Here is a 22,825-nt window from a genome sequence, read left to right as displayed (position 1 = left end):
CAGGGCTGATGTGGGGATTTCTGGCTCACGCTGCCAGAGGGGGCTGCGCCCCGCCTGGACTTCCACGATCAGCACCAGCCGGGTTGAGACCAGCCCGGACCAGCATCACGCGGGCGGAGTTCTTGTCCCTGGGGGATACGGCTCCGCACGCGGTGCAGGCATACGTTCTCTCGGAAAGTGGTAGTGCGTGCTTGGTTCTCGCTCCGCACTGCGCACAGTCCATCGTGGTGTGCGCGGGGTGGACCAGATGCACGGCCCTGCCGTGCTTGCGGCCCATCTCGACCAGGGCCGTCTTCGTCGCGCTGATGGCAGCGTCAGCGGTCTTCCTGGCCATGGTGGACTTCGCGAGGAATTTCGGCCTGAAGTCCTCGACAGCCAGGGCATCATGGTCGCGGACCACGGACTTGGCCCACTTGCGCCCGATATCCTGGCGTTGCCGGGCGGTCTTCTTGTACAGCTTCGCCGTCAGCTTCCTCGCCCGGCGGTATCCCTTCGATCCGGGCTTCCCCCGCTTCGGCTCACGGCGCTTCATCATCCGCTGGTAGCGGGCGAGCCCCGCCGCCGCCTTCTTTCCGTGCTGGGTGTGGGGAAGGTCGTGGTCCTCGCTGGTGGTGGTCGCAGTCTCCTTCACGCCCCAGTCGATACCGATCACCGCACCCGTCTCAGGGAGCGGCTGAGTCTCGGCAGGGACGACGAACGAGCAGTACCAATGACCGATGCTGTCCTGATAGACACGCACGCTGGACGGGGCAGCCGGAAGCTCCCGCGACCACACAGGCGTCAAGACGATGCCGCCCGCCAGGTGCAGACGGCCGCCCTTGAGACGGAAGCCGCGCCTGGTGTAGTTCAGGGACGGCCGCGCTTCGCGCTTCTTCTTGTACTTCGGCATTCCGGCGCGCTGCCGCACCGGCAGCCGGTCGGTGATGTCCTTCTGGGCCTTGGCGCGGGACCTGGCGAAGTCGCGGATCAACTGCTGCTGCACAACCGAACTGCCCTCACGCAGCCAGGTGTTCGCGGCGCGAGCCTCGCTCAGCATCCTGTCCAGCTGCGCCGGGCCGCACGTCTGCTTATCGACGCCCTCCGGCCGCTGCCTGTTCCACAGATGCGTCTGCCTGGACTTGGCGCAGCACTCGTTCCAGATCCACCGGCACCGGTCCCACTCGCCCATCAGCGCGGCAAGCGCGGTCGACGACACACGCAGACGGAAGGTCCACCGGGCATGCCCGGCACCCTCGCCCATTTGTGCTCGCGTCGCCATGAACACCAACCTAGCCGGGAGGACTGACAGTTGAGAGCTCGCGATCGTTATGGGCTGCCTCGCCACCGCTCGGGACACACGCCGGATTGCCCTGACGGCGACCGGGCTTCCCCTACGCTGCTCGGCAGGAGTCCGATTCCTCCCCGCACTAAAGGACGGGGCATCCTCGAAGAAATCAGGTGAACGTGAACATGGCCGAGCCCGACTGGGAGGCCCTGCGGGCCCAGGCACAAGAGGCCCTCACCCTGGCCTACGCGCCCTACTCGGGCTTCCCGGTCGGTGCCGCCGCGCTGGTCGACGACGGGCGCACCGTCACCGGCTGCAACGTGGAGAACGCCTCCTACGGGCTCGGCCTGTGCGCCGAATGCGGCCTGGTCTCCGCCCTGTTCGCCACCGGCGGCGGCCGGCTGACGGCCTTCACCTGCGTCGGCGGCGACGGCCGGGTCGTCGCCCCCTGCGGGCGCTGCCGCCAGCTGCTGTGGGAACACGGCGGGCCGGAACTGCTCATCGAGGCGCCCTCCGGGGTACGCCCGCTGGCCGAACTGCTCACCGAGGCGTTCGGCCCCGAACAACTGCCGCGCTGAACGCGACGCGGCGTCGCGCCGGGCGCGCACGTCCGCCCCACTGGGCGGCACCCGCGCTACCGCTGAAAGGAAGACACCATGGACGCCATCTCCGTCATCCGCGCCAAGCGGGACCGCAGCGAGCTGACCGGCGAGCAGATCGACTGGATCATCGACGCCTACACGCGCGGCGCGGTGGCCGACGAACAGATGTCGGCGCTGGCCATGGCGATCTACCTCAACGGCATGAACCGCACCGAGATCGCCCGCTGGACAGCCGCGATGATCGCCTCCGGTGAGCGCATGGACTTCTCCGCGCTGCCGCGCCCCACCGCCGACAAGCACTCCACCGGCGGCGTCGGCGACAAGATCACCCTGCCGCTGGCCCCGCTGGTGGCCGCCTGCGGCGCGGCCGTCCCCCAGCTCTCCGGCCGCGGCCTCGGCCACACCGGCGGCACCCTCGACAAGCTGGAGTCCATCCCCGGCTGGCGCGCCTCGCTGACCAACGCGGAGATGATGGGCGTCCTGCGCGACGTGGGCTCCGTCATCTGCGCGGCGGGCGACGGCCTGGCCCCCGCCGACAAGCGGCTGTACGCGCTGCGCGACGTGACGGGCACGGTGGAATCCCTCCCCCTCATCGCCTCCTCGATCATGTCGAAGAAGATCGCCGAGGGCACGGGCGCGCTCGTACTGGACGTCAAGGCGGGCTCCGGCGCGTTCATGAAGAACGTGGCCGATGCCAGGGAACTGGCGGCGACGATGGTCGAGCTGGGCACCGACCACGGCGTACGGACCGTCGCCCTGCTGACGGACATGAACACCCCGCTGGGCCTGACGGCGGGCAACGCCCTCGAAGTCCGCGAGTCGGTGGAGGTCCTGGCGGGCGGCGGCCCGGCGGACGTCGTCGAGCTGACCGTCGCCCTCGCCCGCGAAATGCTGGACGCGGCGGGCCTGCCGGACGCCGACCCGGCGAAGGCCCTCGCGGACGGCTCCGCGATGGACGCCTGGCGCAAAATGGTCACCGCCCAAGGGGGTGACGCCGACGCGGAGCTGCCCAGGGCGCGGGAGCGCCACGTGATCCCGGCGCCGTCGACAGGCGTCCTGACCCGCCTGGACGCCTACGCCGTCGGCCTGTCCGCCTGGCGCCTGGGCGCGGGCCGCGCCCGCAAGGAGGACCCGGTCCAGGCGGGCGCGGGCATCGAACTCCACGCCCGCCCCGGCGACCAGGTGACGGCGGGGGCGCCGCTGCTGACCCTGCACACGGACACCCCGGAGGCGTTCGCCTACGCGGAGGCGGCGCTGGAGGGCGGCATCGAGACCGGCCCGTCGGAATCCTTCACGGCGACCCCCCTGATCCTGGACCGCATCGGCAACGCCGTCAGTCCTCGATAACCTGCCGCACGGGCGGGAGAACCGGATCCTCCCGCCCCTGAGCCTTGCCCCGGGCCGGCACCCGCGTACGGAAAGCCCGGGGGTCAGCGCAGAAGCGTCGTCACCCCGGCCGCGTGCAGGGCGCGCAGGACTCTGTCCAGGGTCTCGGGGACGTGGGTACGGGCCGTGGCGGAATGGTGCCAGGTGAGGGTGAAGGGGGCCACCGGGCCGAAGTCACCGCGCAGGCAGTCCTTGAGGGCGTCCAACGAGGCGCCGTAGTAGCCTCCGGGGCCGTTCAACGCTTCGCCCAGGGCGCAGTAGAGGCCCGCGGGGTCGGTGACATGGCTGCCGTCGAGCTCGAACTCACCGGTTGAATCCGCCGCCACGGGGTGCGGGAATCGCCAGACGGAGCAGAGCCTGGCCGCATCGATCCAGGCTTCTCTCCCCTCTTCGGAGAAACCGGACCAAGCACCGCGCCCGAGGCCGCCGGACTGCCGCCACAGGGCCCAGATCTCATCCGTCCCGGCGCGGGGGGTGTCCCACAGATATCCCGTGACGCGGAGGTCGACCAGACCGTCGTGTTCCGCCTCTTCGGCGATTTCCGCGCCACCGATGGTATAAGCGGCGACGGGCTGACCGGTCCGGTCGAGGACGCGCAGTTCCAGCGCTTCGTGGGCGGAGGGGACCGGAGGTTCCGTCAAGCGCGCGCAGCGCGTTGCGCGGAAGGTGGAATGCTCGTCCTCGCTCCCGAAGAAACCCGCCACCGCCTGGATCGCGTACAGGTCGCTTTCCAGATCCTCGGAGTGCAGGACGTACGCGGCGTGCTGGGTGCTCAACGCTGCTCCTTGGGAAGCTTGGGTACGTCTCCTCCGTCTTTGTACCAGGGCGCGGGGAACAGCCGGGGCTTGGAATAATCGTGGTTCCAGACGTATCCGATCAACCCGTCCGGGCGTTTCAGCACGCGGTGCGGTGTGCCGGGTACGTCGTAGATAGCCGAATCCTTCCACTGCGCCTGCTGTTTGGGCGGCAGTTTGTCCGCCGAATAGTAGTCCAGCCCGTCGGGTGCGTCGCCGGGGCGTTGTGTGCCCCGTCCCGCGAGGACCTCTTCATATTCGTGGCGGAGCTTTTTGTTGGGAATGGGATTGCGGTCGCTCAGCTTGGGTTTTTCCTTGCATCCGGCAAGTCCGAGCGGATCGATTTCCGCGTGCGGATTCGCCACGTACGCATGGTGGTCCGGCGCGGGTGCGAGGCCCAGGGGGTCCGGGGTGAGGAACCGGGCGGTTTCCGGGTCGTAGTAGCGGAAGTAGTTGTAGTGCAGGCCGGTTTCGGGGTCGGCGTACTGGCCGGGGAAGCGGAGGGGGCAGTCGAGGGCGCCCGAGGGGGAGGGGAGGGGGGTGCCCCAGAGCGTGGTCCGGTGCTGCCGGACCACCTCGCCGGAGGGCGCCACCAGTTCGGTGGGGGTGCCGGTGAGGTCGGTGAGGATCGCGTGGAAGCGTGTGCTGCCCGGTTCGCGGTCGGTCTGGGCCAGGGGGCGGTGGGTTCCCGGGGCGTGGTCCCACGTTGTCGCCGTGCCGTCGCGAGTGCTCTGCTCGGCGAGGCGTGTCCCGTCCCACGCGAAGGTGAGGGCGGGTCCGTCGGGGCCGGACTTGGTGAGGCGGCGTCCCAGGGGGTCGTAGGTGTAATACCACGCCTGGCCGGTGGGGGTGGTGACGGAGGTCAGGCGGTCCTGGGCGTTCCAGGCGTAGGTCCAGGTGCGGAGCCGGCCGTTGAGGAGGGTGCGGGTCTTGCGGGTCAGGCGGCCGGCGGTGTCGTGTTCGTAGGTGGTGCGGCCGGCGCGGCGGATGAGGGTGCCCTGGTGTTCGCGTTCGCCGGGCGACGGGTGGCCCGGTGCTTCGGCGTGGGACTGGTTGCCGGCGGTGTCGTAGGCGTAGGTCTCGGTCCAGCCGTGGGCCTGGACTTTGGTGACGCGGCCGACGGGGTCGAGGGCGTAGTGGCGGGTGCCGGCGGTGAGTTCGCGGATCTCGGTGACGTGGCCGTCGGGGCGGTAGGTGTAGGTGCGGTGCTGGAGGGGGTCGGGGGCCGATGAGGTGAGGGTCTGGGCGGTGAGGCGGTCGGCGGCGTCCCAGCGCTGGGAGAGAGTGAGGTCGGCGAGGGCGCGCCGGGTCTCGCGGCCTGCCGCGTCGTGGCCGAAGGTGAGGGTGTGGCCGGCCGTGGTCAGGGTTGCGGGGAGACCGGCCGGGTCGTAGGCCCAGGTGGAGGTCAGGCCGGAGGGGGTGGTGCGGTGGGTGCGGTTGCCGGTCGCGTCGTAGCCGTACGTGGTCGTGCGGCCGTTGACCGTCTCGACCAGCAAGCGGCCCAACAGGTCGTACTCACACGTCAACTGAGCTGTCGCGTTCGCCGCGTGGGCGAGGGCGCCGCCCGCGTCGTAGGTGAACGTCGTCTCTTCGCCGGTCGACTCATCACACTGAGTGACCATGCGGCCTGCCGCATCCCGCGTGTAGCGCAGCGTTTCGCCCAGTGCGTTCGTCCGGGCGAGCAGCCCGCCGACCGCGTCGCGTTCATACGCGAAGGTCGCGCCGTTGAAGTCCGTTTCCGAGGTCAGACGGCCGGCCGCGTCGTACTCATAGCGCCATTCAAGGCCCTGTGCGTTGGTGACCCGGGTGAGGTGCAGCTCGGTGTCGTAGGTGAAGGCGTAGTTCGCGCCGTCGGGGTCGGTGCGGGTGACGGGCAGGTCGAAGTGAGAGTGGGTGTAGGTGGTGGTGTGGCCGGATTGATCGGTGTGTTGGGCGAGGTTGCCTTCGGCGTCCCACTTCCATTCCTCGCGGGCGCCGTCCGGGGTCTCGCGCCAGGCGGGTCTGCCTTCGATGGTCCAGCCGTGACGGGTGGTGCGGCCGAGGGCGTCGGTGAGGGCGCTCACGTGGCCGTGCGGTCCGCGGCGGACGGTCGTGGTGTGGCCCAGCGGGTCGGTGACGGTGGCGGGGAGGCCCGCCGCGTCCGTGGTGACCTGGGTGGTGTGACCGAGCGGGTCACAGATCGTCGCGAGGTGGCCGTGTGCGTCGTAGGTGTAGCGCGTCGTGGCCTCGTACGGGTCGGTCGTGGAGGTCCGCGCCCCGCGCTCGTCGTAGGTGTGGCGCCACACCGCGCCGTTCGCCTCGTGGACCTCCACGGGGAGGCCCCAGTCGTCGTAGACGGCCTCGGTCACCCTGCCGTCGGGCCCCTCCACCGCGGTGAGCCGACCCTCGTCGTCGTAGGTGTAGCGGGTGGTGTGGCCCAGGGGGTCGGTGACGGCCGTTCGGAGACGGTTTGTTTCGTCCCACTCCGTGTGAGTGGTGTTGCCGAGGGGGTCCGTCTCGGCGGTGACCTTGCGGGCCTCGTTGTAGACGTATGCCGTCGTGCGGCCGAGGGAGTTGGTGTAACGCGTGGTGCGGGCTGCCTGGTCGTAGTGGAAGCGGCCGGACATCATCCCGTCCGGGCCGACGGTGCGCAGGACGCGGCCCCTGTGGTCGTAGACGTAGGCGAAGGAGGTGTTGTTGCGGTCGGTCCAGGAGGTGATGCGGTGCTGGTCGTCGTAGCGGTAGCGCAGGGGCAGGCCGGTGGAGTTGATGACCTCGGTGAGGTCGCCAGCCTGGTCGTAGCCGTAGGAGATGAGCTTGGTGCTGTGCTGCTGCTGGTCGCCGTGCAGGAGGCGCAGGGCGGTGACGCGGTGCAGGGCGGGGTCGGTGTCGACGGCGATGCGGTAGCCGCCGGAGTGGGTGACCCGGGTGGGCGTGCCCTGCTCGTCGTAGGTGAAGGTGACGCGGTCGCCTTCGCCCGTGCGGTCGGTGATCGCCCGGAGAGGAAGCTCCCGGCCGGCCATCGGCAGCGGCGCGAAGTGGAGGGTACGATTCCGCTCCGGCTGGGTGATCGTCATCGTGCCGTCGGGCTTGCCGTCCCAGCACAGCGGCCAACGCGGGCCGGAGCGCGGGAGAGTGGGCTCCTCCCGCCGCGGGACGGGGTAGGTGAGGAGCATGCCGTCGTCGGCGACGTAGACGACGCCCTGGTCGTCGAGTTCGAGGCGCTGGTCGAGAGTGCCCGCCCACGTGGGCCCGAACCAGCCGCCGCAGGTGTGGCCGGAGACGAAGTCCCGGGTCAGCGTGAGGGGCAGGGCGCCCGGGAGGTCGGCATCGGTGGCGGACATGAGCATCTCGCCGGTGGTGACGTCTACCGGGTCGCCGGCCTCGCACTTGTCGCCCTTGCAGGTGTCGGGATTCGCCGGGCCGTCGTCGACGCGGTCGCGGGCGCTGCCGTCGCGACGCAGGGCCCTTTCTCGTCCGGCGAGGCGCTGGGCGGCGTTCTTCGCGGCGGAGGCGCCTTTGCGCAGGGCGCCGGCGCCGCCGGAGGCCAGGGCGAGGAGAAGTTCGGGGGTGAGCTGCCCGGCCGCGCGGGAGGGGTTGCGCTGCCATTCCTCCCAGTTGGTGACCGCTTTGGCGAACTCCTTGGGGTGCGCGGCGGCGTAGGCGGCGCCGTCGGCCGTTCCCGCCAGTTGGAGGCCGGCACCGCCGGGGCCGCCGTTGACCAGGTCATCGAACCCCTCGTACATGCCCAGTAGGCTCTCGCCCGCGCCGCTGAGGTAGTCCTTGCCGTGCTGCTTCCAGCCCTTCCAGCCCTTGGGCTTGTCCGGAGCCTTCTCCGCGGCCTTCTCCAGCTTGCGCTTCGAGGTTTCGATGACGCCGTCGAGTTCGCTCTCCAGCTTGTCGAGCCGCGCGTAGCAGGATTCCAGTGCGGCGATGCCCGGGTCGTCGTCCGGGGGGCGCTTGGGCAGCGGGTCCGCCTTGGCGTCCACGGCCTTGCTGTAGGCGGTGTAGTCCTCCCAGTACGTCTTGGACGCCGCCCGGGCGGCGTCCGCGTCCTCGATGATCGGCTTGAGCCGTCTGTGGACCGAGCGCAGCTTGTCGGCGTAGGCGTCCAGGGCGTTGGCGGCGGAGGTGAAGTAGCTGTGGGCCGAGTCCAGCTCACGGGGCAGCTTCTTGGTGGCGTCCATGAAGCCTTCCGAGCCGGCGCCCGTCCAGTCCAGCAGGGAGAGGTCATCGAGCTTGGCGTTGCCGTCCTTGAACGCACCCGCGTAGGCAAGGAGCTTGATGACCAGGTCGTCGATCTTGGAGGGGGAGCCGTAGATGACCTCGCTCGGCTTGGCGTGCGGAGGTATCCGCTCGACCGTGCCGCCCTCGGTCGCGTCCTTCTGCGTCATCGGATACCTCCGAGGAAACCCCGGCCTGAAGGACTCTGCTGAGGACAGAGTCCTTCAGGCCAGGGAGGAATCGGGCTCCTGTGGAGCAGGGCAAGGAGTTGGGTTTCGCCGCGAGGGCGGATCGGAGTGCTCTGACCAGCAGGCTTGGGTCTGACCAGTAGTGGCGCCAGTTTGTGAGCATGGCCCCGAACCATGTGAAGCGGGCGTTCAAGTACACCTTCTATCCGACGGACGCGCAGGCGGCTGAGCTGTCGCGTACCTTCGGATGCGTGCGGAAGGTCTACAACATGGCGCTCGAGGCCCGTACGCAGGCGTGAACGCGGCAGGAGCGGGTCAACTACAACCAGACCTCCGCGCTGCTGACCGCCTGGAAAAAGACCGAAGAACTGGCTTACCTGGGCGAGGTGTCCTCGGTTCCGCTCCAGCAGACGCTGCGGCACTTGCAGGTCGCGTTCACGAACTTCTTCGCCAAGCGCGCGAAGTACCCGCACTTCAAGTCGCGGAAGAAGTCCCACAGGAGTGCCGAGTACACCACCAGCGGTTTCCGCTTCCGCGAGGGCAGGCTGACCCTCGCCAAGATGGCCGAGCCGCTGCACATCGTGTGGTCCCGGCCGCTCCCCGAGGGCACGCGGCCGTCCGCGGTGACCGTGTCCCAGGACGCGGCCGGACGCTGGTTCGTGTCGATGCTCTGCGAGGACACCATCACCCCGGCCCCGCCCACCACGAGTGCCGTCGGTATCGACCTGGGGATCACGTCCCTGGCTACGCTCTCCACCGGAGAGAAGATCCCCAACCCGAAACATGAGCGCAAGGACCGGGCCCGGCTCGCCAGGGCCCAGCGGGAACTGTCCCGCGAGGCAAAGGGAGAGGGGAGCAACCGGGCCAGGGCCCGCCGGAAGGCCGCCCGTGTCCACGCGCGGATCGCCGACCGGCGCCGGGACTTCCTCCACAAGCTGACCACTCGGCTCGTCCGTGAGAACCAAACGGTCGTGATCGAGGACCTGACCGTCCGTAACATGGTCAAGAACCACAAGCTCGCCCGCTCCGTCTCCGACGCGGCGTGGAGCGACATGCGAACGATGTTGGGGTACAAAACCGCGTGGTACGGGCGGGAACTCGTGGTCGTCGACCGCTGGTTCCCCAGCTCGAAGCTGTGCGGTGCTTGCGGCACGATCCGGTCGAAGCTGCCGCTCAACGTCCGTACACGGACGTGTGAGTGCGGCACGGTGCATGACCGGGACGTGAATGCGGCGAAGAACATTCTGGCCGCCGGGCTGGCGGTGTCTGTCTGGGGAGCTGGTGTAAGACCTCAACGGGAGTCCTCCCGGACGGGGCAGCCGGCGATGAAGCAGAAACCCCCACGGCGCGAGCCGTAGGGATCCCCCTCCCTTCAGGAAGGGGCTCAAGTCAAGCGATCGTCCCGCCCCCGCCGCCGTCCACTTCCCACGTCCCATCGACGCGCTGCCGGGGATTGGTGGGTACATCCCCCGTCACCGTCGTGCCGTCATCGTCCAGCCAGGGTTCCTGCCAGATCTTCGGCGGCGGGTCGAACTTGGGGCGGGCGCCGTGGTCCCACACCCACTGGCCGACGTCGCCGGACGGCAGTTTGGCGATGTTGTCCGCGGTGGGAGCGAAGTCCTTGACGCGCAGCAGGTCGGCGAGCATGTAGGCGGCGATGACCTCCTGGAGGGTATCGACAACGGTGTCGGTGTGCTCGGCGACCCGGCCCATGCCGAACCCCCACTTGGACAGGACGTCTTCGGCCGGCGTGACGATGTCCATGGTGGCCGCCAGATTGATGTGCTCGGCCATCGGCTTCCAGTCGTTCTTGATCTTCCGCGCCGCGGTCACGGACTCCTCCAACGGCTTGAGGATCCGCCGCAACGAGGCGATCTCCACCCGGTAGCCGTCCCCCGGCTGCACACCCTTCGAGCCGGGCTCCCGCAGGTGTTCAGTCATACCGACACCCCACCCGGACCCGCGCCTGATTCCGAACCCGCGCCCGACTCCTGCCGCGCACCCGCGCCCGTGTCGGCACCCGCGCGGGGACCCGTGTCCGCGCTCGGACCCGTGTCGGCACCCGCGTCCGCGTCCGCGTGCGTGTTCGCGTCCGCCCGTGCGTCGGCGTCTGCCTGTGTGTTCGCACTCGCACCCGCGCTCGCGCCCGGCTCCCGCAGCGTGTCCGCGTCCAGCACGAACGCGCGCGGCCCCAACGGATCCACCAGCGCACGCACACCCTCGGGCAGCAGCTCGATCAGATCCGACACCGTCGTCGACGCCCACTCGCAGGGACCGGCGAACAACGCCAGTCCCTCCCAGGACGTGAAGACCGGCACCACCGGGCCGCCCACCGTCTCCGACACCAAGAAGCCCGGCTCCTCGGGCCGCTGGAAATACAGTCGCGCGGAACGCGTCGCCGCCAGCAGCTCCGGCCGGGTCATCCCCGCGACCGCTTCGTCGCGGACCAACTCACGCAACGACATCTCGTGTTCCTCCCCCGTTCCACCCGGATCCTCACCGGATGACCCCCGCCGGTCATCATCACACAGGAAATTCTCCTTTGCCCGTGTGAAAAATTTCTTGCCCGTGGACGGAACCGAACCGAGGGCCCCCGCCACGCGGCCGGGCCGCGAAGCGTGCCGGAAACGGCCGCGCGGCCGAGCGGCCGGGCTGAGCCGCTTGGTTGGGCTGGGTGGCCTGGACGGCGCGACCCACCTCAGCACAACCGGAGAACCTCATTCGGTGGACAGCCGGTGAACGCGTGAGGCAAGGTCGCGGGCGTGACCGATCAAGTGGCGCTGCGGCCCGTGAGCGAGGCCGACCTGGTTGTGCTGGAAAATCTGACCCAGGATCCGGAGGCGGCGGGTGAGTTCGCGCTGTTCGGATTCTTCGATCCGGGCCGGCACCGGCGGAAGTGGGCGGAGAACGGGCTGCTCGGCGACGACGGCGGAACGCTGATGGTGGTCCGCGGCAGCGAGTCGCTCGGCTTTGTGAACTGGCGCCGTCGGCAGACGACACCGGCGGCCCACTGCTGGACGATGGGGATCGCGTTGCTGCCACAGGCGCGCGGCCAGGGGTACGGCGCCGAGGCGCACCGGTTGCTGGCGCGCTATCTGTTCGCGCACTCTCCGGTCCACCGCATCGAGGCCGACACCGAGGTCGAGAACATCGCCGAGCAGAAGACGCTGGAAAGGGCCGGATTCAGTCGTGAAGGCGTGATGCGTGGTATCGGCTGGAGAGACGGCGCGTGGCGGGACGGGGTGACATACAGCCTCCTTCGCACCGACCCGCCCGTCTGACGTCTCCCGCGGTCTTCGCGTACAGCCCACGCCCCTCGTCCGGTGGACCGGCCGCACTGCCGGTCCACCCGGGCCGTGGACCGTGGCCCGTGGGGCCGTGGCCCGTGGGTCATGGGCCCACGGCCCCGGTGGCCGGTCGTGGATGGTCAGTGGGTGGGGGTCAGTCGGGGGTCGGGGCGATCACGGTGTTCCCTTCGTGGACCGTGATCGCCAGGGCCGGGCAGATGTCGGCGGCGTCCAGGGCGCGCTCGTCCGGTTCGACCGGGTCGGCGCGCACCCGGGCGTGCTCACCGTCCAGGACGAAGAGCTCGGGGGCGAGGCCCGCGCACATCCCCGACGCCTGACAGAGCCGGGAGTCGACGCGTACGTTCCACGGCATCGGCTCTCACCACTCGATGGGCATGACGCGCGGGCCGCGCACCAGCATCTCGGACTTCCAGGTCACGTCCCCGGCCAGTCTCAGTCCGGGGAAGCGGGTGAGCAGGGCGCTCAGTGCCTCCTGGAGCTCCAGCCGGGCCAGTGGGGCGCCCAGGCAGTGATGAACTCCGTGGCCGAATCCGAGGTGTTTGTTGTCCTCGCGGGAGATGTCGAGGGTGCCGGGCACGCTGAAGCGCAGCGCGTCGCGGTTGGCGGCGCCCACCGCGACCAGGACGGGTGCGCCGGCCCGGACGAGGGTGCCGCCGATCTCGATGTCCTCGGTGGCGTACCGGGGCTGGCCGGCGCCGCTGCCCAGGGGGACGAAGCGCAGCAGCTCCTCCACCGCGTCCGGGATCAGCTCAGGGTTCTCCCTCAGCCGGGCCAGCTGGTCGGGGTGGTCGAGCAGGGTGAGGACGAAGTTGGGGATCTGGGAAGCGGTGGTCTCGTGGCCGGCCACCAGGATGGACACACACAGATCGACCAGCTCCAGTTCGGAGAGCCGGTCCCGGCCGTCCCTGGCCTCGATGAGCGCGGTCATCAGGTCGTCCCGCGGGTCGGCGCGGTGCAGGGCGATCAACTCGCCCATGTAGGCGCGCAGTTCCTCCCGGCTGGCCTCGAACTCCGCCGCCGTCAGGGAACTGGTCGAGAGCGCGTCGTCGCTCCACACCCGGAAGCGCGGACGGTCGGCCGTCGGCACCCCGAGCATCTGGCAGATCACCGCGACGGGCAGGGGCAGCGCGAAGCGGTCGACCAGGTCGGCGGGCGGGCCGGCCGCCTCCAGTTCGTCGAGGAGGCCCGCGGTCAGCTCCTTGACCTGGGGCCGGAGCTTCTCGACCTGGCGGACGGTGAACGCTTTGGCCACCAGCGAGCGCAGCCGGGTGTGGTCCGGCGGATCCATGCTGATGATTCCGCCGCCGCGCCGGCCCTCGGACTGCCGGGGCTCGTCGTGCGTGGCCCCGGCGGCCCGGCTGAAGCGCTGGTCGCCGAGTACGAGCCGGGCATCGGCGTAGCGGGTGACCAGCCAGGCGGGCTCGCCGTACGCCATCCGGACCCGCAGCAGTCCCGGTTGGTCCCGTACGCGTTCGTACTCCTCGGCGAGCTGGAGTCCTTCGGGGGCGTTGAAGGGGTAGGCGTGGGGTTCGACTTCCGCTGTCGTCATACGGCCTCCCAGTTGTAAGCAACTGCTTACAACCGTAGGACCGGCTTCCGGGGGCGGTCAACGATGCTTTACGGCCGTTATCCTGACGGGCCATCCGAGAGGACCCAGCCATGGCACAAGCCCCCTCCTCGCCGGCGGGCGAGCGTCGCCGGGACGCGGCGGCCACCCGCAGACGGCTGCTCGAAGCCGCCCGTGACCTGTTCGCGGAGCGGGGCTACGAGGCGGCGACGGTCCGCGACATCGCCGCCCGGGCGGGGGCCAACCAGGCGCTGCTGTTCCGGTACTTCGGCTCCAAGCAGAAGCTGCTCGCCGAGGTCGTCGCACAGGGAGGCCTGGAACGTCTCCAGACGACACCTCCCGAGCAGCTGTTTGAGACGGCCCTTCGTTCGATGCTGAGCCAGAGCGCCTCCGGGGCCGCCGACCGCACCCTGGAGGTGTATCTGCGCTCCATAGGGCGGGGCGACGAGGCGGCCGGGGCCCTGCTGGAGCTGGGCCAGGAGTACCAGAGCGCGCTGGCCTCGCTCTCCGGGACCGAGGACGCTGCCCTGCGCGCGGATCTGGCCATGGCCTGGCTGCTCGGTATCGGCTTGATGCGTACGGTCGTCGCGCGCGAACCGTTGGCCGGGGCGGAGCCGGACACCGTATGCCAACTGGTCCTTGACGCGGTCGGCCACCTCTGGTCGGCCCCCGCCCCCGGGGAGACGGGGCTCTGACTACCACGCGGGACGCGCCCGCAGTTCAGTCCAGCAGCGGCAGGGTCCGGGTCATCGCCGCCATCGCTTCCGGTTCCGTCATGGTGCCGTGGGTGCAGGGGACGTCGTGGACGGTGACCTCACCCGTGAGGTGACGGTGCCAGATGTGGGGGGACGGGACGTGGGGTACCTCGTTGTGGGCCGCGCGGTAGAAGAGGGCGTCGCCGTCGAAGAGGGACTCCTCGTATGTGGGCAGCAGCCGCGAGTAGTGCTCCAGCACCCCTGTCACCGCCGCCAACTGCGGTTCTTCCAGGGGGCGATGGCCGATCGCCTCGGTCACCAGGCGGCGCACCGTGGCCGGGTCGCGCAGGGGCGCCGTCCGTTCGGCGGGGTCGATGGGGGCCGCGTCCAGCAGGGCGAGCAGGGAGATCTTCTCGCCCTCGGCCTGGAGCCGCGCCCCGATCGCGTGGGCCAGCGCGCCGCCCAGCGACCAGCCCAGCAGCCGGTAGGGGCCGTGGGCCTGTACGGAGCGGATGCGCGCGACGTACTCGCCGATCAGCTCCGCGAAGGTCGCGGCGGGGCGTTCACCCGGGCGCAGGCCCTGGGCCTGGAGGGCGTAGACGGGGACATCGTCGGGGAGGTGCTGCGGCAAAGCGGCGTAGCACCAGCCCAGCCCGCCCGCGGGGTGTACGCAGAAGAGCGGGGGCGCGTCCCCGGCGGGGCGCAGCGGCAGCAGCATCCCGTAGGCGTCCGCGTCACGCCCGGCCTTCTCGTCGCGGGTCTGCCCGGCGTCGCCGGTCTCCCCGGCGTCCCCGGTCTCCCGGGCGCCCCCGGACCCCGGGCGGGGCGCCGTCTCATCGAGCAGCCGCGCCAACCGGTCGACTGTGGGCGCCTGGTAGAGCGCGCTCAGCGACAGCTCGGCGCCCGTCCGGGAGCGGATACGGGCCAGCAGCCGGGTGGCGGGCAGCGAGTGCCCGCCCAGGGCGAAGAAGTCGTCGTCCACGCCGACCTCGTCCACCTCCAGCACCTCGGCGAACAGAGCGCACAGCGTGCGCTCACGCTCCCCCTCGGCCGCCCGTGAGGGCCGCTGCCGTACGGGCGCCGCCTGGGCGGGCAGTGCGGCACGGTCGAGCTTGCCCTGCGGGGTCAGCGGCAGCGACTCGTGGGCGACGAACACGCTGGGCACCATCGCCGACGGCAGCCGGGCCGCGGCCCAGGAGCGCAGCTCCGCCGGGTCGAGCGCCGGGCGCTCGCCGCGGCGGCCGGGTCCGGCGGACAGCGGGTCCTCGCCGTCGCGCGGCCCGGGGACGGCGGGGACGAAGTGCGCCGCCAACTGCCGTACGCCCCCACCCTCATCGTTCGTGTCACGACCATTCGTACCAGGGCCGGCACCAGCACCGGCGCCAGCACCAGGGCCGTCGCCGCGCGCAACAGCGCCGTGCGCGCCACCGACCTCGTCCGCCGGGCCGCCGGGCCCCGCGTCGCCCCTGCATGAAGCGGCCCTGGACCCCGACACGGTGCCCGGACTCCCGGCACCACGGGAGCCCGCCACCCCGGCGAAGCCCGCACGGTCACCGAAGCCCGCACGGTCGCCGAAGCCGGTCCCACCGCCCGTGCCCGCACTGTCGCCGAGGCCCGACGCGTCGCCGAACACCGCCGTCCCGGCGGCCCGTTGAGCCGTCACCGCGACCTCGGCGATGTGCGGATGTTCGGCCAGCACGGTCTCCACCTCGCGCGGCTCGATACGTACCCCGCGCAACTTGATCTGCCCGTCGCCCCGGCCCACGTACTCCAGCTGTCCGCCCGCCGTCCAGCGCGCCAGGTCGCCGGTGCGGTACATCCGCGCGCCGGGCGGCCCGAACGGGTCGGGCAGGAAGGCCCGCGCCGTCAGCTCCGGCCGCCCCAGGTACCCCCGGGCGACCTGAGCGCCGCCCAGGTACAGCTCGCCGGTGACGGCGGGCGGTACCGGGCGCAGACAGCGGTCCAGCACATAGGCGCGCACGTGCTGGCCCGGTCGGCCGATGACGGGCGCTTCGCCCTGCTGGTCCAGACGGCACCACACGGCGTCGACGGTGCACTCGGTCGGACCGTAGTAGTTGTGGACGGCCGTGCGCGGCAGCCGGCGCAGCCGCTCCCACAAGGCGGGATCCAGCGCCTCGCCGCCGACCATGAGCGTGCCCGGGTGGTGCCGTCCTTCGGTGAACAGCCCGGCGGACATGAGCTGTTTCAAGACGGTCGGCGTCACGTCGAGGAAGTCGATGCCGTGCTCCTCGACGAGGGCGACGAGCGCGGCGGGATCGTGCCGTACCGGGTCCTCGACCAGGTGCACCTCCTGCCCTGCGGCCAGGAACAGCCAGCCCTCCCAGGAGGTGTCGAAGCAGAACGACGCGGTCAGCGCGGCCCGCAGCCGGTGCCCGGCGGCCCGCACGGCGGGCGCGATGAGCGTGCGCTCGTGGTCGTGGAAGAGGTGGGTGAGCTGCCCGTGCTCGACCACGACGCCCTTGGGGCGGCCCGTGGTGCCGGAGGTGAAGGCGAGGTAGGCGGTGTCCCCGGGCAGCGCGGGGCGCACCGGCGTCCCGCCCGGCACCCGCACTCCGCCCGCCTCGTCCGCCCTGACGGATTCACCGGATTCACCGGATTCACCGGATTTACCGGAATCACCGGAATCACCGGGGTCGCCGGGGTCGGTGGCGGGCAGGCCGGCCAGTTCGGTCGCTGTCCGCGCCGCGTCGGTGACCAGCACCGGGACGCAACCGCCGGGCAGCAGCTCCGCCGTGCGCGTGGTCGCCAGCGCGAACAGCGGCCGGGCGTCCTCCAGCATCATCCGGGTGCGCTCGGCCGGGTGGTCGGCGTCCAGAGGCAGACAGGCGGCCCCGCTCTTGAGCACCGCCAGCAGCGCGACGGCGTAGCCCGCCGTGCGGGGCAGGGCCACCGCGACGGTCGTCCCCGGCCCGGCGCCGCGCACCAGCAGCAGATGCGCCAGCCGGTTCGCGCGCGCGTTCAGTTCCCCGCGCGTCAGCCTCTCCCGCCCGCACACCAGCGCCGTCTCCCCGGGGGCCCCGCGCGCCTGCTCCTCGAAGGCGGTGTGCAGCGCCACGTCGGGCACCCCGGGCTCCTCGCCGCGGCCCCAGTCCAGCACCCGGGCGCGCTCGGCGGGCTCCAGCAGGTCGATGTCGCCCAGGCGCAGGGCGGGTCCTGCGGTGGCCAGGGTGCGCAGCAGGGCCAGGAAGCGGCGCAGATGCCCGGCGATCTCCTCGGGCGGGTAGGCCGTGGGGTCGGCCTGGAAGTCGATGCGCAAGGACCCGTCCGAGGGCCGGTCGTAGACGTTGACGCTCATGCCGGAGACGGGCCCGTTGGACAGGTTGCGCAGCACGGCGGGGTGGCGGCCGAAGCTGATCTGCGGGTCGTGGGTCATCACGTTGATGCCCCAGCCGTCCATGCCGCCCGCCGGCCGCCGCCCGAGCCGCAGCTCCCGCGCCAGGTACCAGAACGGGTAACGCTGGTGCCGCACCAGCCCCTTGGCCCGCTCGGCGGTGCGCCGCAACAGCGCGTCCACCGTGTCCTGGGACGAGGTGGTCACGCGCAGCGGCAGCACGTTGGCCAGCATGCACGGCACGTCGCGGCTGGCGGCGCTGCGCCCGTTGACGGTCACATCCAGCGCCACGTCGTCCCGGTCCTGGTCGCCGAACCGGTGGACGTACAGCGCCAGTGCCGCCATCGCCGCGCACGGCAGGCTCGTCCGGGCGCCGCGTGCCAGCTCCCGCAGGCCCCGGGCCGCCTCCGCGTCCAGGTGCCCGCTCTCGCGTACGAAGGCGCGGCCCGGCTTGAGCCAGTGCTGCGAGCTGTTCGAGGGGGACGCCCAGTCGGCCAGCTCCGCCGCCCAGTAGGCGCGATCCCGCTCCAGCTTGGGGGAGCGGTGGTAGTCCGCGTCGTCGGCCAGTGCCTGCTCCAGCGGGGCGAGCCGGCTCGCGGGTACGGGGGCGCCCGCCTCCAGCGCGGTGTAGATCTCGGCGAAGCGCGGGAAGAACAGGGCCATGCTGTAGCCGTCGATGAGGATGTGGTGGGCGCTCATGTAGAGCTGGAAGCACGCGTCGGCCGTACGCAGCACGGCGAACGAGAACACCCGTGAACGGCGCAGGTCCACCGGCTGCTCGTGGTCCGCCCACATCCACGCCAGCGCGGCCTCCTGGGGATCGCGCTCGCCCCGCAGGTCCAGCACGGGCAGCGGCCAGTCCTCGTACGGCTCGACCACCTGCCGTACGCGCTCCTCCTCGTCGGTGACGAACCGCACGCGGAACGCGTCCGTTTCGGCGACCGCCTGCCTCAACGCCCGCTCCAGCAGGCCCACATCGACCGGGCCCCGGATCTCGACCACCTCGGCGGCCCGGAAGCAGGTGTTGTCCGGGTCGAGTTCCTGGGCGAACCACATTCCCGACTGTGCCGCTGTCAACGGCAGACCCTCTGCGCTGCCGAACCTTCCCATGCCAACCAGCTCCCGATCGCACCTACCGCTCAACCGCTCGATGAGCGACGTCTGCGAGCACAACGAGAGGGCGAGGGCAGGGGTGTGCGCGCAACGGAAAATCGAGCCCTCTCCGGCGGGCCCGGAATCGTGGAGCGCCGGGCCGCGCTGCCGGAGGTGGTGGATGGAAAAGTCGTCACCGGTTCAGGCGGTGATGACTTTTTCGGGGTCGGGTGACGGCGCTGGCGCGGCTTGACATCGTCCTCTCCTCATTGTCCGGCTGTGCAGGTCAGAGTCTTGGACCTGCTGGTCGAAGCTGGGCACGAGACCTGCCACCGCTTGGTGATCTGCCGCCGCAACAGGAGCGATGGCCGGGTGCTGTGTCAGGTCTGCTGCCTCGTCCACTGCCTTCCCTGTGTGCGGTCGTCCCCGGTTTGAGGAGAAGGGGGACGACGCGCCTCAGCCCAGCCCAAACCGCAGGCAGGCGCCCCCTCCGGCACCCAATATCGGACCTCCTTTGTGGCATGTAGCCTCCCGTGCCATGGCAATCACCGAGGAGACGAAAGAGAGGCTGCGAGTTGCGGCTACTGCCGGGGATCCTGATGCCGCGCGTGAACTGGGGCGGCTGTCGTGCATGCTCAGGAGCGATTCCCCGGAGCATCTCGTGGACCCCGATTTCCTCCTGACGTGGCCGGAGGAACCGTGGCTCCGTGCCGCCCTGCGTATCCGCCCCGACGATCGACTCGCCGCCGTGCTGCTCGCCGGGCGACTCGTTCAGCAGAGCGGGCCACCCGGTCGGCACACGTCACTACGGCTACTCCTGCGACTGGGGCTGAACGCGAACAGGGCACCTCACGAAAACCGCGTCTCTGCCAGTGACCCTGTTGCGGTAGGGCCACAGCCCGAGGACGACGAGGATGATCAGGGGGAGGAGGCGCGATGACCGTCAGGTCGAGTGGCTGCCGCCCGGAGGGCGGTGGGGTTCAGGCGGCGCGGGCCAGCACCGCGGCACGCCTGGTGGCGTACAGCGTGATGCCCGCCGCCAGGACCATGGACCCCAGCGCGAGGGCCACCATCGCCGGCCAGCCGCCGGAGGCGAACGCGGCGGCTCCCAGCGCGCCGCCCACGGAACTGCCCGCGTAGTAGGACATCTGGTAGAGCGCCGATGCCTGCGCGGCGCCGTGGGTGGCGGTGTGGCTCACCGAGCCGGAGGCCACCGCGTGTCCCGCGAAGAAGCCCGCGGTGATCAGCACGAGGCCCACCACGATCGCGGCCAGGTTGTCGGCGAGGCTCACCAGCAGGCCGGTGGAGACGGTGCCGATGCCCAGGTAGAGCGTGCCGCGGCGGCCGAGCCGCGCGTTGAGCCGCCCCGCGGTCGCCGAGGCGAAGGTGCCGACGAGGTAGGTGACGAAGATCGAGCCCACGAGCCCCTGGGAGAGCCCGAACGGCTCGTCGACCAGCCGGTATCCGATGACGGTGTAGACCGCGCCGAACACGGTCATGAACAGCAGCCCGATCGCGTACAGCCGCAGCAGCAGCGGATTGCCCAGGTGCGCGCGTACGGTCGCCGCCACCCGCCGGGGGTGCAGCGGCACCGGCGTGAAGTGCCGGGCCGGGGGCACCAGCAGCACGAAGGCGACGGCGCACAGCAGCGAGGTGAGGGCCACGGCACCGAGCCCGGCGCGCCAGCCCCACGCTTCGGTGACCCAGCCGGTCAGGATCCGCCCGCTCATCCCGCCGACGCTGTTGCCCGCCACGAACAGCCCGACGGCGCCCACCAGGTGCTTGGCGCGCACCTCGTCGGACAAGAACGCCATCGCGGACGCCGGCACCCCCGCCACGGCCGCGCCCTGGAGGGTACGCAGCGCGATCAGCGTCGAGAGGTCGGGCGCGAACGGGATGATCACCGCGAGGGCCACGGCGACCGCCATGGACACCGTCAGCATCCGGCGCCGCCCGAAGCGTTCGGACAGCGCCGCCAGCGGCAGCACCGCGACGGCCAGGCCGACGGTCGCTCCGGAGACGGTCCAGCTCGCCTGGGCGGGCGCGGCGTGCAGCGCGTGGGAGATCTCCGGAAGCAGGGCCTGGGTGGAGTACAGGAGCGCGAAGGTCGACAGGCCGGCGGCGAACAGCGCCAGCCGCATCCGCCCGTGCCCGGGGTCGCCGGGGCTCAGCTTCGTCGCGTCGGGGTCGGTCTTCGTCGCCTCGGAGGCGGGCTCGACAGGCTCGACAGGTGAGGCGTCCACGGGTTCGGTGGACGCCTTGGTATCAAGAGCAGGCATGACTTGAACGTACGGCGGCCAGTTTCATCCGTCCAATGCATAGAAGTGCCAGAATCGATGCGTCAGTGCATCACCGCAGCTAGGGGCGCCCCATGTCACCGTCTCGAAACGGCAAAGACATCTCTGTCACACCCGCGCCCGGCTCCGGCCCGCCCCCGTCCGGCGGTCCCCTCGCGCTGAGCCTCACCCCCCGGCTGGCGCAGTTCGCCGCGGTCGCCCGGCACGAGCACGTCACCCGCGCCGCGCACGAGCTGGGCATTCCGCAGTCCTCCCTCAGCCGCGCCCTGGCCCGGCTGGAGGAGGACCTGGGTGTCGCCCTGTTCACCCGGCACGGCCGCGCCCTCTCCCTCACCCCGGCGGGCCGCACCTTCCTCGCCTCGGCCGAACGCGCCCTGGCCGCCGTCGAGCAGGCGGCCGAGGCCGTACGCTCCGACGCCGACCCCGCCACCGGCAAGGTCGCCTTCGGCTTCCTGCACACCCTCGGCTGGGAGACGGTGCCCGGACTGTTGCGCGCCTTCCGCGCCGACCACCCGCGCGTCCGCTTCGCGCTGGTGCAGAACTACGGCGACGCCATGCTGGAGCGCCTCCGCGCCGGCGAGCTGGACCTGTGTCTGACCTCTCCGGTGCCCGACGCGCCCGACCTGGTGGCGCGGCGCCTGGACGAGCAGCGGCTGCGGCTGGTCGTCCCCGACGATCACCGCCTCGCCGGCCGCAAACGGGTCCGGCTGGCCGAGGCCGCCGAGGAGTCCTTCGTGACGCTGGAGCCCGGCTACGGCATGCGCAGAATGCTCGAAACGCTGTGCGCCGAGGCCGGGTTCACACCCCGTATCGCCTTCGAGGGCGAGGAGGCCGAGACCATCCGCGGCCTGGTCGCCGCCGGGCTGGGCGTCGCGCTGCTGCCGCCGCCGGTCTTCCCCCGGCGGGGGGTGCGCGAGCTGACCGTCACCGCGCCGCGCGCCGTCCGCGAGATCGGACTCGCCTGGCAGGCGGGCCGCCCGGACACCCCGCCGGTCGCGGCGTTCAAGAAGTTCCTGCTCAGCCGCAGGGGCCAGCTCCTGCGCGCCGAGCCCGCACATCCCACGCCCACCGCAATGGAGGACACATGACCCGCCACTCCCACTCCCACGGTCACGCCCACTCCCACGGCGCCAGTACCGGTACCGCTGCCGGTGCCGCTGGAGCGTCCGCCGAGCCGGACTGGGAGGCGCTCGCCGCGCACCTGGAGCGCGAGGCCGAGCTGAGCATGCCGTTCCTCGAGGAGGCCGCCGCCTGGCTGCACGACCTGGCGGGGCGCCACGAGGTCACCCGCATCCTCGACCTGGGCAGCGGCCCCGGCGTCACCACCACCGCGCTCGCCCACGCCTTCCCGGGCGCCGAGACCGTCGCCGTGGACGGCGCGCCGGGGCTCCTGGAGCGGGCCCGCGCCCGCGCCGGGCGCGAGGGCCTTGCCGACCGCGTGACCGTACGTCAGGCCGAGCTGCCCGAGGACCTGCCGGATCTGGGCACCGCCGAACTGATCTGGACCAGCAACGTCGTCCACCACCTCGGCGACCAGGGCGGCGCGCTGGAGACCTTCGCCGCCGCGCTGCGTCCCGGCGGCGTGCTGGCCGTACGCGAGGGCGGCCTCCCGGCGCGCTTCCTGCCCCGCGACATCGGCATGGGCCGCCCGGGGCTCCAGGCCCGGATGGACGCGGCCCAGGAGGAGTGGTTCGCCACCATGCGCGCCGAACTCCCCGGCCACACCCGCACCGTGGAGGACTGGCCCGCGCTGCTCGCCGGCGCCGGGCTCGCCCCCACCGGCAGCCGCACCTTCCTCACCGACCTGCCGGCGCCCCTGGACCCGGCCGCCCGCGCCCATGTGCGCGGCCGGGTGGAGCGGGTCCGCGAGAATCTCGCCGACGGGCTGCCGGCCGAGGACCTGGAGACCCTCGACGCGCTCTTGGACGACGGTTCGCCCGAGGGGCTGGCCCGCCGCGCCGACGTCTTCTTCCTGACGGCGACGACGGTGCACACGGCGGTACGCGCCTGAGCCCACGGCGGTACGCGCCTGAGCCCACGGCACCCTCGGGCCGTTGACCTTGACGCGACGGCAACG

16 protein-coding genes and 1 pseudogene are annotated in these 22,825 nt (G+C 71.5%); 8 read left to right on the top strand and 9 right to left on the bottom strand.

Annotated elements, in window-relative coordinates:
* Positions 1–25: 25 nt before the first annotated feature.
* Positions 26–1,258, bottom strand: a complete 1,233-nt coding sequence (locus OHB04_RS16200) for an RNA-guided endonuclease InsQ/TnpB family protein (protein WP_326688400.1) — start codon at positions 1,256–1,258, stop codon at positions 26–28.
* Positions 1,259–1,449: 191 nt separating this feature from the next.
* Between OHB04_RS16200 and OHB04_RS16195 the strand changes: the two genes are divergently transcribed.
* Positions 1,450–1,842: a cytidine deaminase gene (locus OHB04_RS16195; RefSeq protein ID WP_326688399.1), complete on the top strand. Its 393-nt coding sequence runs from the start codon at positions 1,450–1,452 to the stop codon at positions 1,840–1,842.
* Positions 1,843–1,920: 78 nt separating this feature from the next.
* Complete coding sequence (locus OHB04_RS16190; RefSeq protein ID WP_326688398.1) at positions 1,921–3,213, top strand: thymidine phosphorylase; 1,293 nt, start codon at positions 1,921–1,923, stop codon at positions 3,211–3,213.
* Between the two features lie 83 nt (positions 3,214–3,296).
* Here OHB04_RS16190 and OHB04_RS16185 read toward each other — a convergent pair whose 3' ends face one another.
* Together OHB04_RS16185 and OHB04_RS16180 are read right to left on the bottom strand one after the other, a co-directional pair.
* Complete coding sequence (locus tag OHB04_RS16185) at positions 3,297–4,028, bottom strand: barstar family protein (protein WP_326688397.1); 732 nt, start codon at positions 4,026–4,028, stop codon at positions 3,297–3,299.
* Entirely contained in the window at positions 4,025–8,419 is a 4,395-nt protein-coding gene (locus OHB04_RS16180) for a putative T7SS-secreted protein (RefSeq protein ID WP_326807692.1), read from the bottom strand. Before OHB04_RS16180 ends, OHB04_RS16185 begins: the two co-directional genes overlap by 4 nt.
* A 179-nt stretch (positions 8,420–8,598) precedes the next feature.
* Between OHB04_RS16180 and OHB04_RS16175 the strand changes: the two are divergent.
* Positions 8,599–9,795 (top strand): annotated as a pseudogene (locus OHB04_RS16175) (RNA-guided endonuclease InsQ/TnpB family protein).
* Between the two features lie 31 nt (positions 9,796–9,826).
* Here OHB04_RS16175 and OHB04_RS16170 read toward each other — a convergent pair.
* Entirely contained in the window at positions 9,827–10,378 is a 552-nt protein-coding gene (locus tag OHB04_RS16170; RefSeq protein ID WP_326807691.1) for a hypothetical protein, read from the bottom strand.
* Positions 10,375–10,902, bottom strand: coding sequence for an SseB family protein (locus OHB04_RS16165; RefSeq protein ID WP_326807690.1), 528 nt, complete (start codon positions 10,900–10,902; stop codon positions 10,375–10,377). Before OHB04_RS16165 ends, OHB04_RS16170 begins: the two co-directional genes overlap by 4 nt.
* 297 nt (positions 10,903–11,199) lie before the next feature.
* On the opposite strand from OHB04_RS16165, the gene OHB04_RS16160 reads away from it, so the two are divergent.
* On the top strand, positions 11,200–11,718 hold the full coding sequence (locus OHB04_RS16160; protein ID WP_326807689.1) for a GNAT family N-acetyltransferase: 519 nt from the start codon (positions 11,200–11,202) through the stop codon (positions 11,716–11,718).
* 160 nt (positions 11,719–11,878) lie between these two features.
* Here OHB04_RS16160 and OHB04_RS16155 read toward each other — a convergent pair whose 3' ends face one another.
* Both OHB04_RS16155 and OHB04_RS16150 read right to left on the bottom strand, forming a co-directional pair.
* Positions 11,879–12,097, bottom strand: a complete 219-nt coding sequence (locus tag OHB04_RS16155; RefSeq protein WP_326688391.1) for a ferredoxin — start codon at positions 12,095–12,097, stop codon at positions 11,879–11,881.
* Between the two features lie 6 nt (positions 12,098–12,103).
* A complete protein-coding gene (locus OHB04_RS16150; RefSeq protein WP_326688390.1) occupies positions 12,104–13,294 on the bottom strand; it encodes a cytochrome P450 in 1,191 nt (396 codons plus the stop codon).
* 110 nt (positions 13,295–13,404) lie between these two features.
* Here OHB04_RS16150 and OHB04_RS16145 point away from each other — a divergent pair, with 110 nt between their 5' ends.
* The gene (locus tag OHB04_RS16145; RefSeq protein ID WP_326688389.1) at positions 13,405–14,007 is read left to right on the top strand and encodes a TetR/AcrR family transcriptional regulator; all 603 of its coding nucleotides are present in this window, start codon (positions 13,405–13,407) and stop codon (positions 14,005–14,007) included.
* 25 nt (positions 14,008–14,032) lie between these two features.
* On the opposite strand, the gene OHB04_RS16140 is transcribed toward OHB04_RS16145, so the two are convergent.
* Complete coding sequence (locus OHB04_RS16140; protein WP_442814860.1) at positions 14,033–18,469, bottom strand: amino acid adenylation domain-containing protein; 4,437 nt, start codon at positions 18,467–18,469, stop codon at positions 14,033–14,035.
* A 520-nt stretch (positions 18,470–18,989) separates the two neighbouring features.
* Between OHB04_RS16140 and OHB04_RS16135 the strand changes: the two genes are divergently transcribed.
* A complete protein-coding gene (locus OHB04_RS16135) occupies positions 18,990–19,391 on the top strand; it encodes a hypothetical protein (RefSeq protein WP_326688387.1) in 402 nt (133 codons plus the stop codon).
* Positions 19,392–19,431: 40 nt separating this feature from the next.
* Here OHB04_RS16135 and OHB04_RS16130 read toward each other — a convergent pair whose 3' ends face one another.
* The gene (locus tag OHB04_RS16130; protein WP_326688386.1) at positions 19,432–20,730 is read right to left on the bottom strand and encodes an MFS transporter; all 1,299 of its coding nucleotides are present in this window, start codon (positions 20,728–20,730) and stop codon (positions 19,432–19,434) included.
* A gap of 92 nt (positions 20,731–20,822) precedes the next feature.
* Here OHB04_RS16130 and OHB04_RS16125 point away from each other — a divergent pair, with 92 nt between their 5' ends.
* Positions 20,823–21,836, top strand: a complete 1,014-nt coding sequence (locus OHB04_RS16125; protein WP_326688385.1) for a LysR family transcriptional regulator — start codon at positions 20,823–20,825, stop codon at positions 21,834–21,836.
* Positions 21,833–22,759, top strand: a complete 927-nt coding sequence (locus OHB04_RS16120) for a class I SAM-dependent methyltransferase (protein ID WP_326807687.1) — start codon at positions 21,833–21,835, stop codon at positions 22,757–22,759. Before OHB04_RS16125 ends, OHB04_RS16120 begins: the two co-directional genes overlap by 4 nt.
* The last annotated feature ends 66 nt before the right edge of the window (positions 22,760–22,825 follow it).

The organism is Streptomyces sp. NBC_01775 (genome assembly GCF_035917675.1).
Lineage (GTDB): Bacteria > Actinomycetota > Actinomycetes > Streptomycetales > Streptomycetaceae > Streptomyces.
The sequence above is the reverse complement of the archived record's forward strand: the minus strand, read 5'-3'. Positions and strand labels throughout refer to the sequence as shown.

Coding starts and splice junctions, on each gene's coding strand:
- OHB04_RS16200 (WP_326688400.1), bottom strand. CDS start 1,258: ATGGCGACGCGAGCACAAATGGGCGAGGGTGCCGGGCATGCCCGGTGG.
- OHB04_RS16195 (WP_326688399.1), top strand. CDS start 1,450: ATGGCCGAGCCCGACTGGGAGGCCCTGCGGGCCCAGGCACAAGAGGCC.
- OHB04_RS16190 (WP_326688398.1), top strand. CDS start 1,921: ATGGACGCCATCTCCGTCATCCGCGCCAAGCGGGACCGCAGCGAGCTG.
- OHB04_RS16180 (WP_326807692.1), bottom strand. CDS start 8,419: ATGACGCAGAAGGACGCGACCGAGGGCGGCACGGTCGAGCGGATACCT.
- OHB04_RS16170 (WP_326807691.1), bottom strand. CDS start 10,378: ATGACTGAACACCTGCGGGAGCCCGGCTCGAAGGGTGTGCAGCCGGGG.
- OHB04_RS16165 (WP_326807690.1), bottom strand. CDS start 10,902: ATGTCGTTGCGTGAGTTGGTCCGCGACGAAGCGGTCGCGGGGATGACC.
- OHB04_RS16155 (WP_326688391.1), bottom strand. CDS start 12,097: ATGCCGTGGAACGTACGCGTCGACTCCCGGCTCTGTCAGGCGTCGGGG.
- OHB04_RS16150 (WP_326688390.1), bottom strand. CDS start 13,294: ATGACGACAGCGGAAGTCGAACCCCACGCCTACCCCTTCAACGCCCCC.
- OHB04_RS16145 (WP_326688389.1), top strand. CDS start 13,405: ATGGCACAAGCCCCCTCCTCGCCGGCGGGCGAGCGTCGCCGGGACGCG.
- OHB04_RS16140 (WP_442814860.1), bottom strand. CDS start 18,469: ATGGGAAGGTTCGGCAGCGCAGAGGGTCTGCCGTTGACAGCGGCACAG.
- OHB04_RS16135 (WP_326688387.1), top strand. CDS start 18,990: ATGGCAATCACCGAGGAGACGAAAGAGAGGCTGCGAGTTGCGGCTACT.
- OHB04_RS16130 (WP_326688386.1), bottom strand. CDS start 20,730: ATGCCTGCTCTTGATACCAAGGCGTCCACCGAACCCGTGGACGCCTCA.
- OHB04_RS16125 (WP_326688385.1), top strand. CDS start 20,823: ATGTCACCGTCTCGAAACGGCAAAGACATCTCTGTCACACCCGCGCCC.
- OHB04_RS16120 (WP_326807687.1), top strand. CDS start 21,833: ATGACCCGCCACTCCCACTCCCACGGTCACGCCCACTCCCACGGCGCC.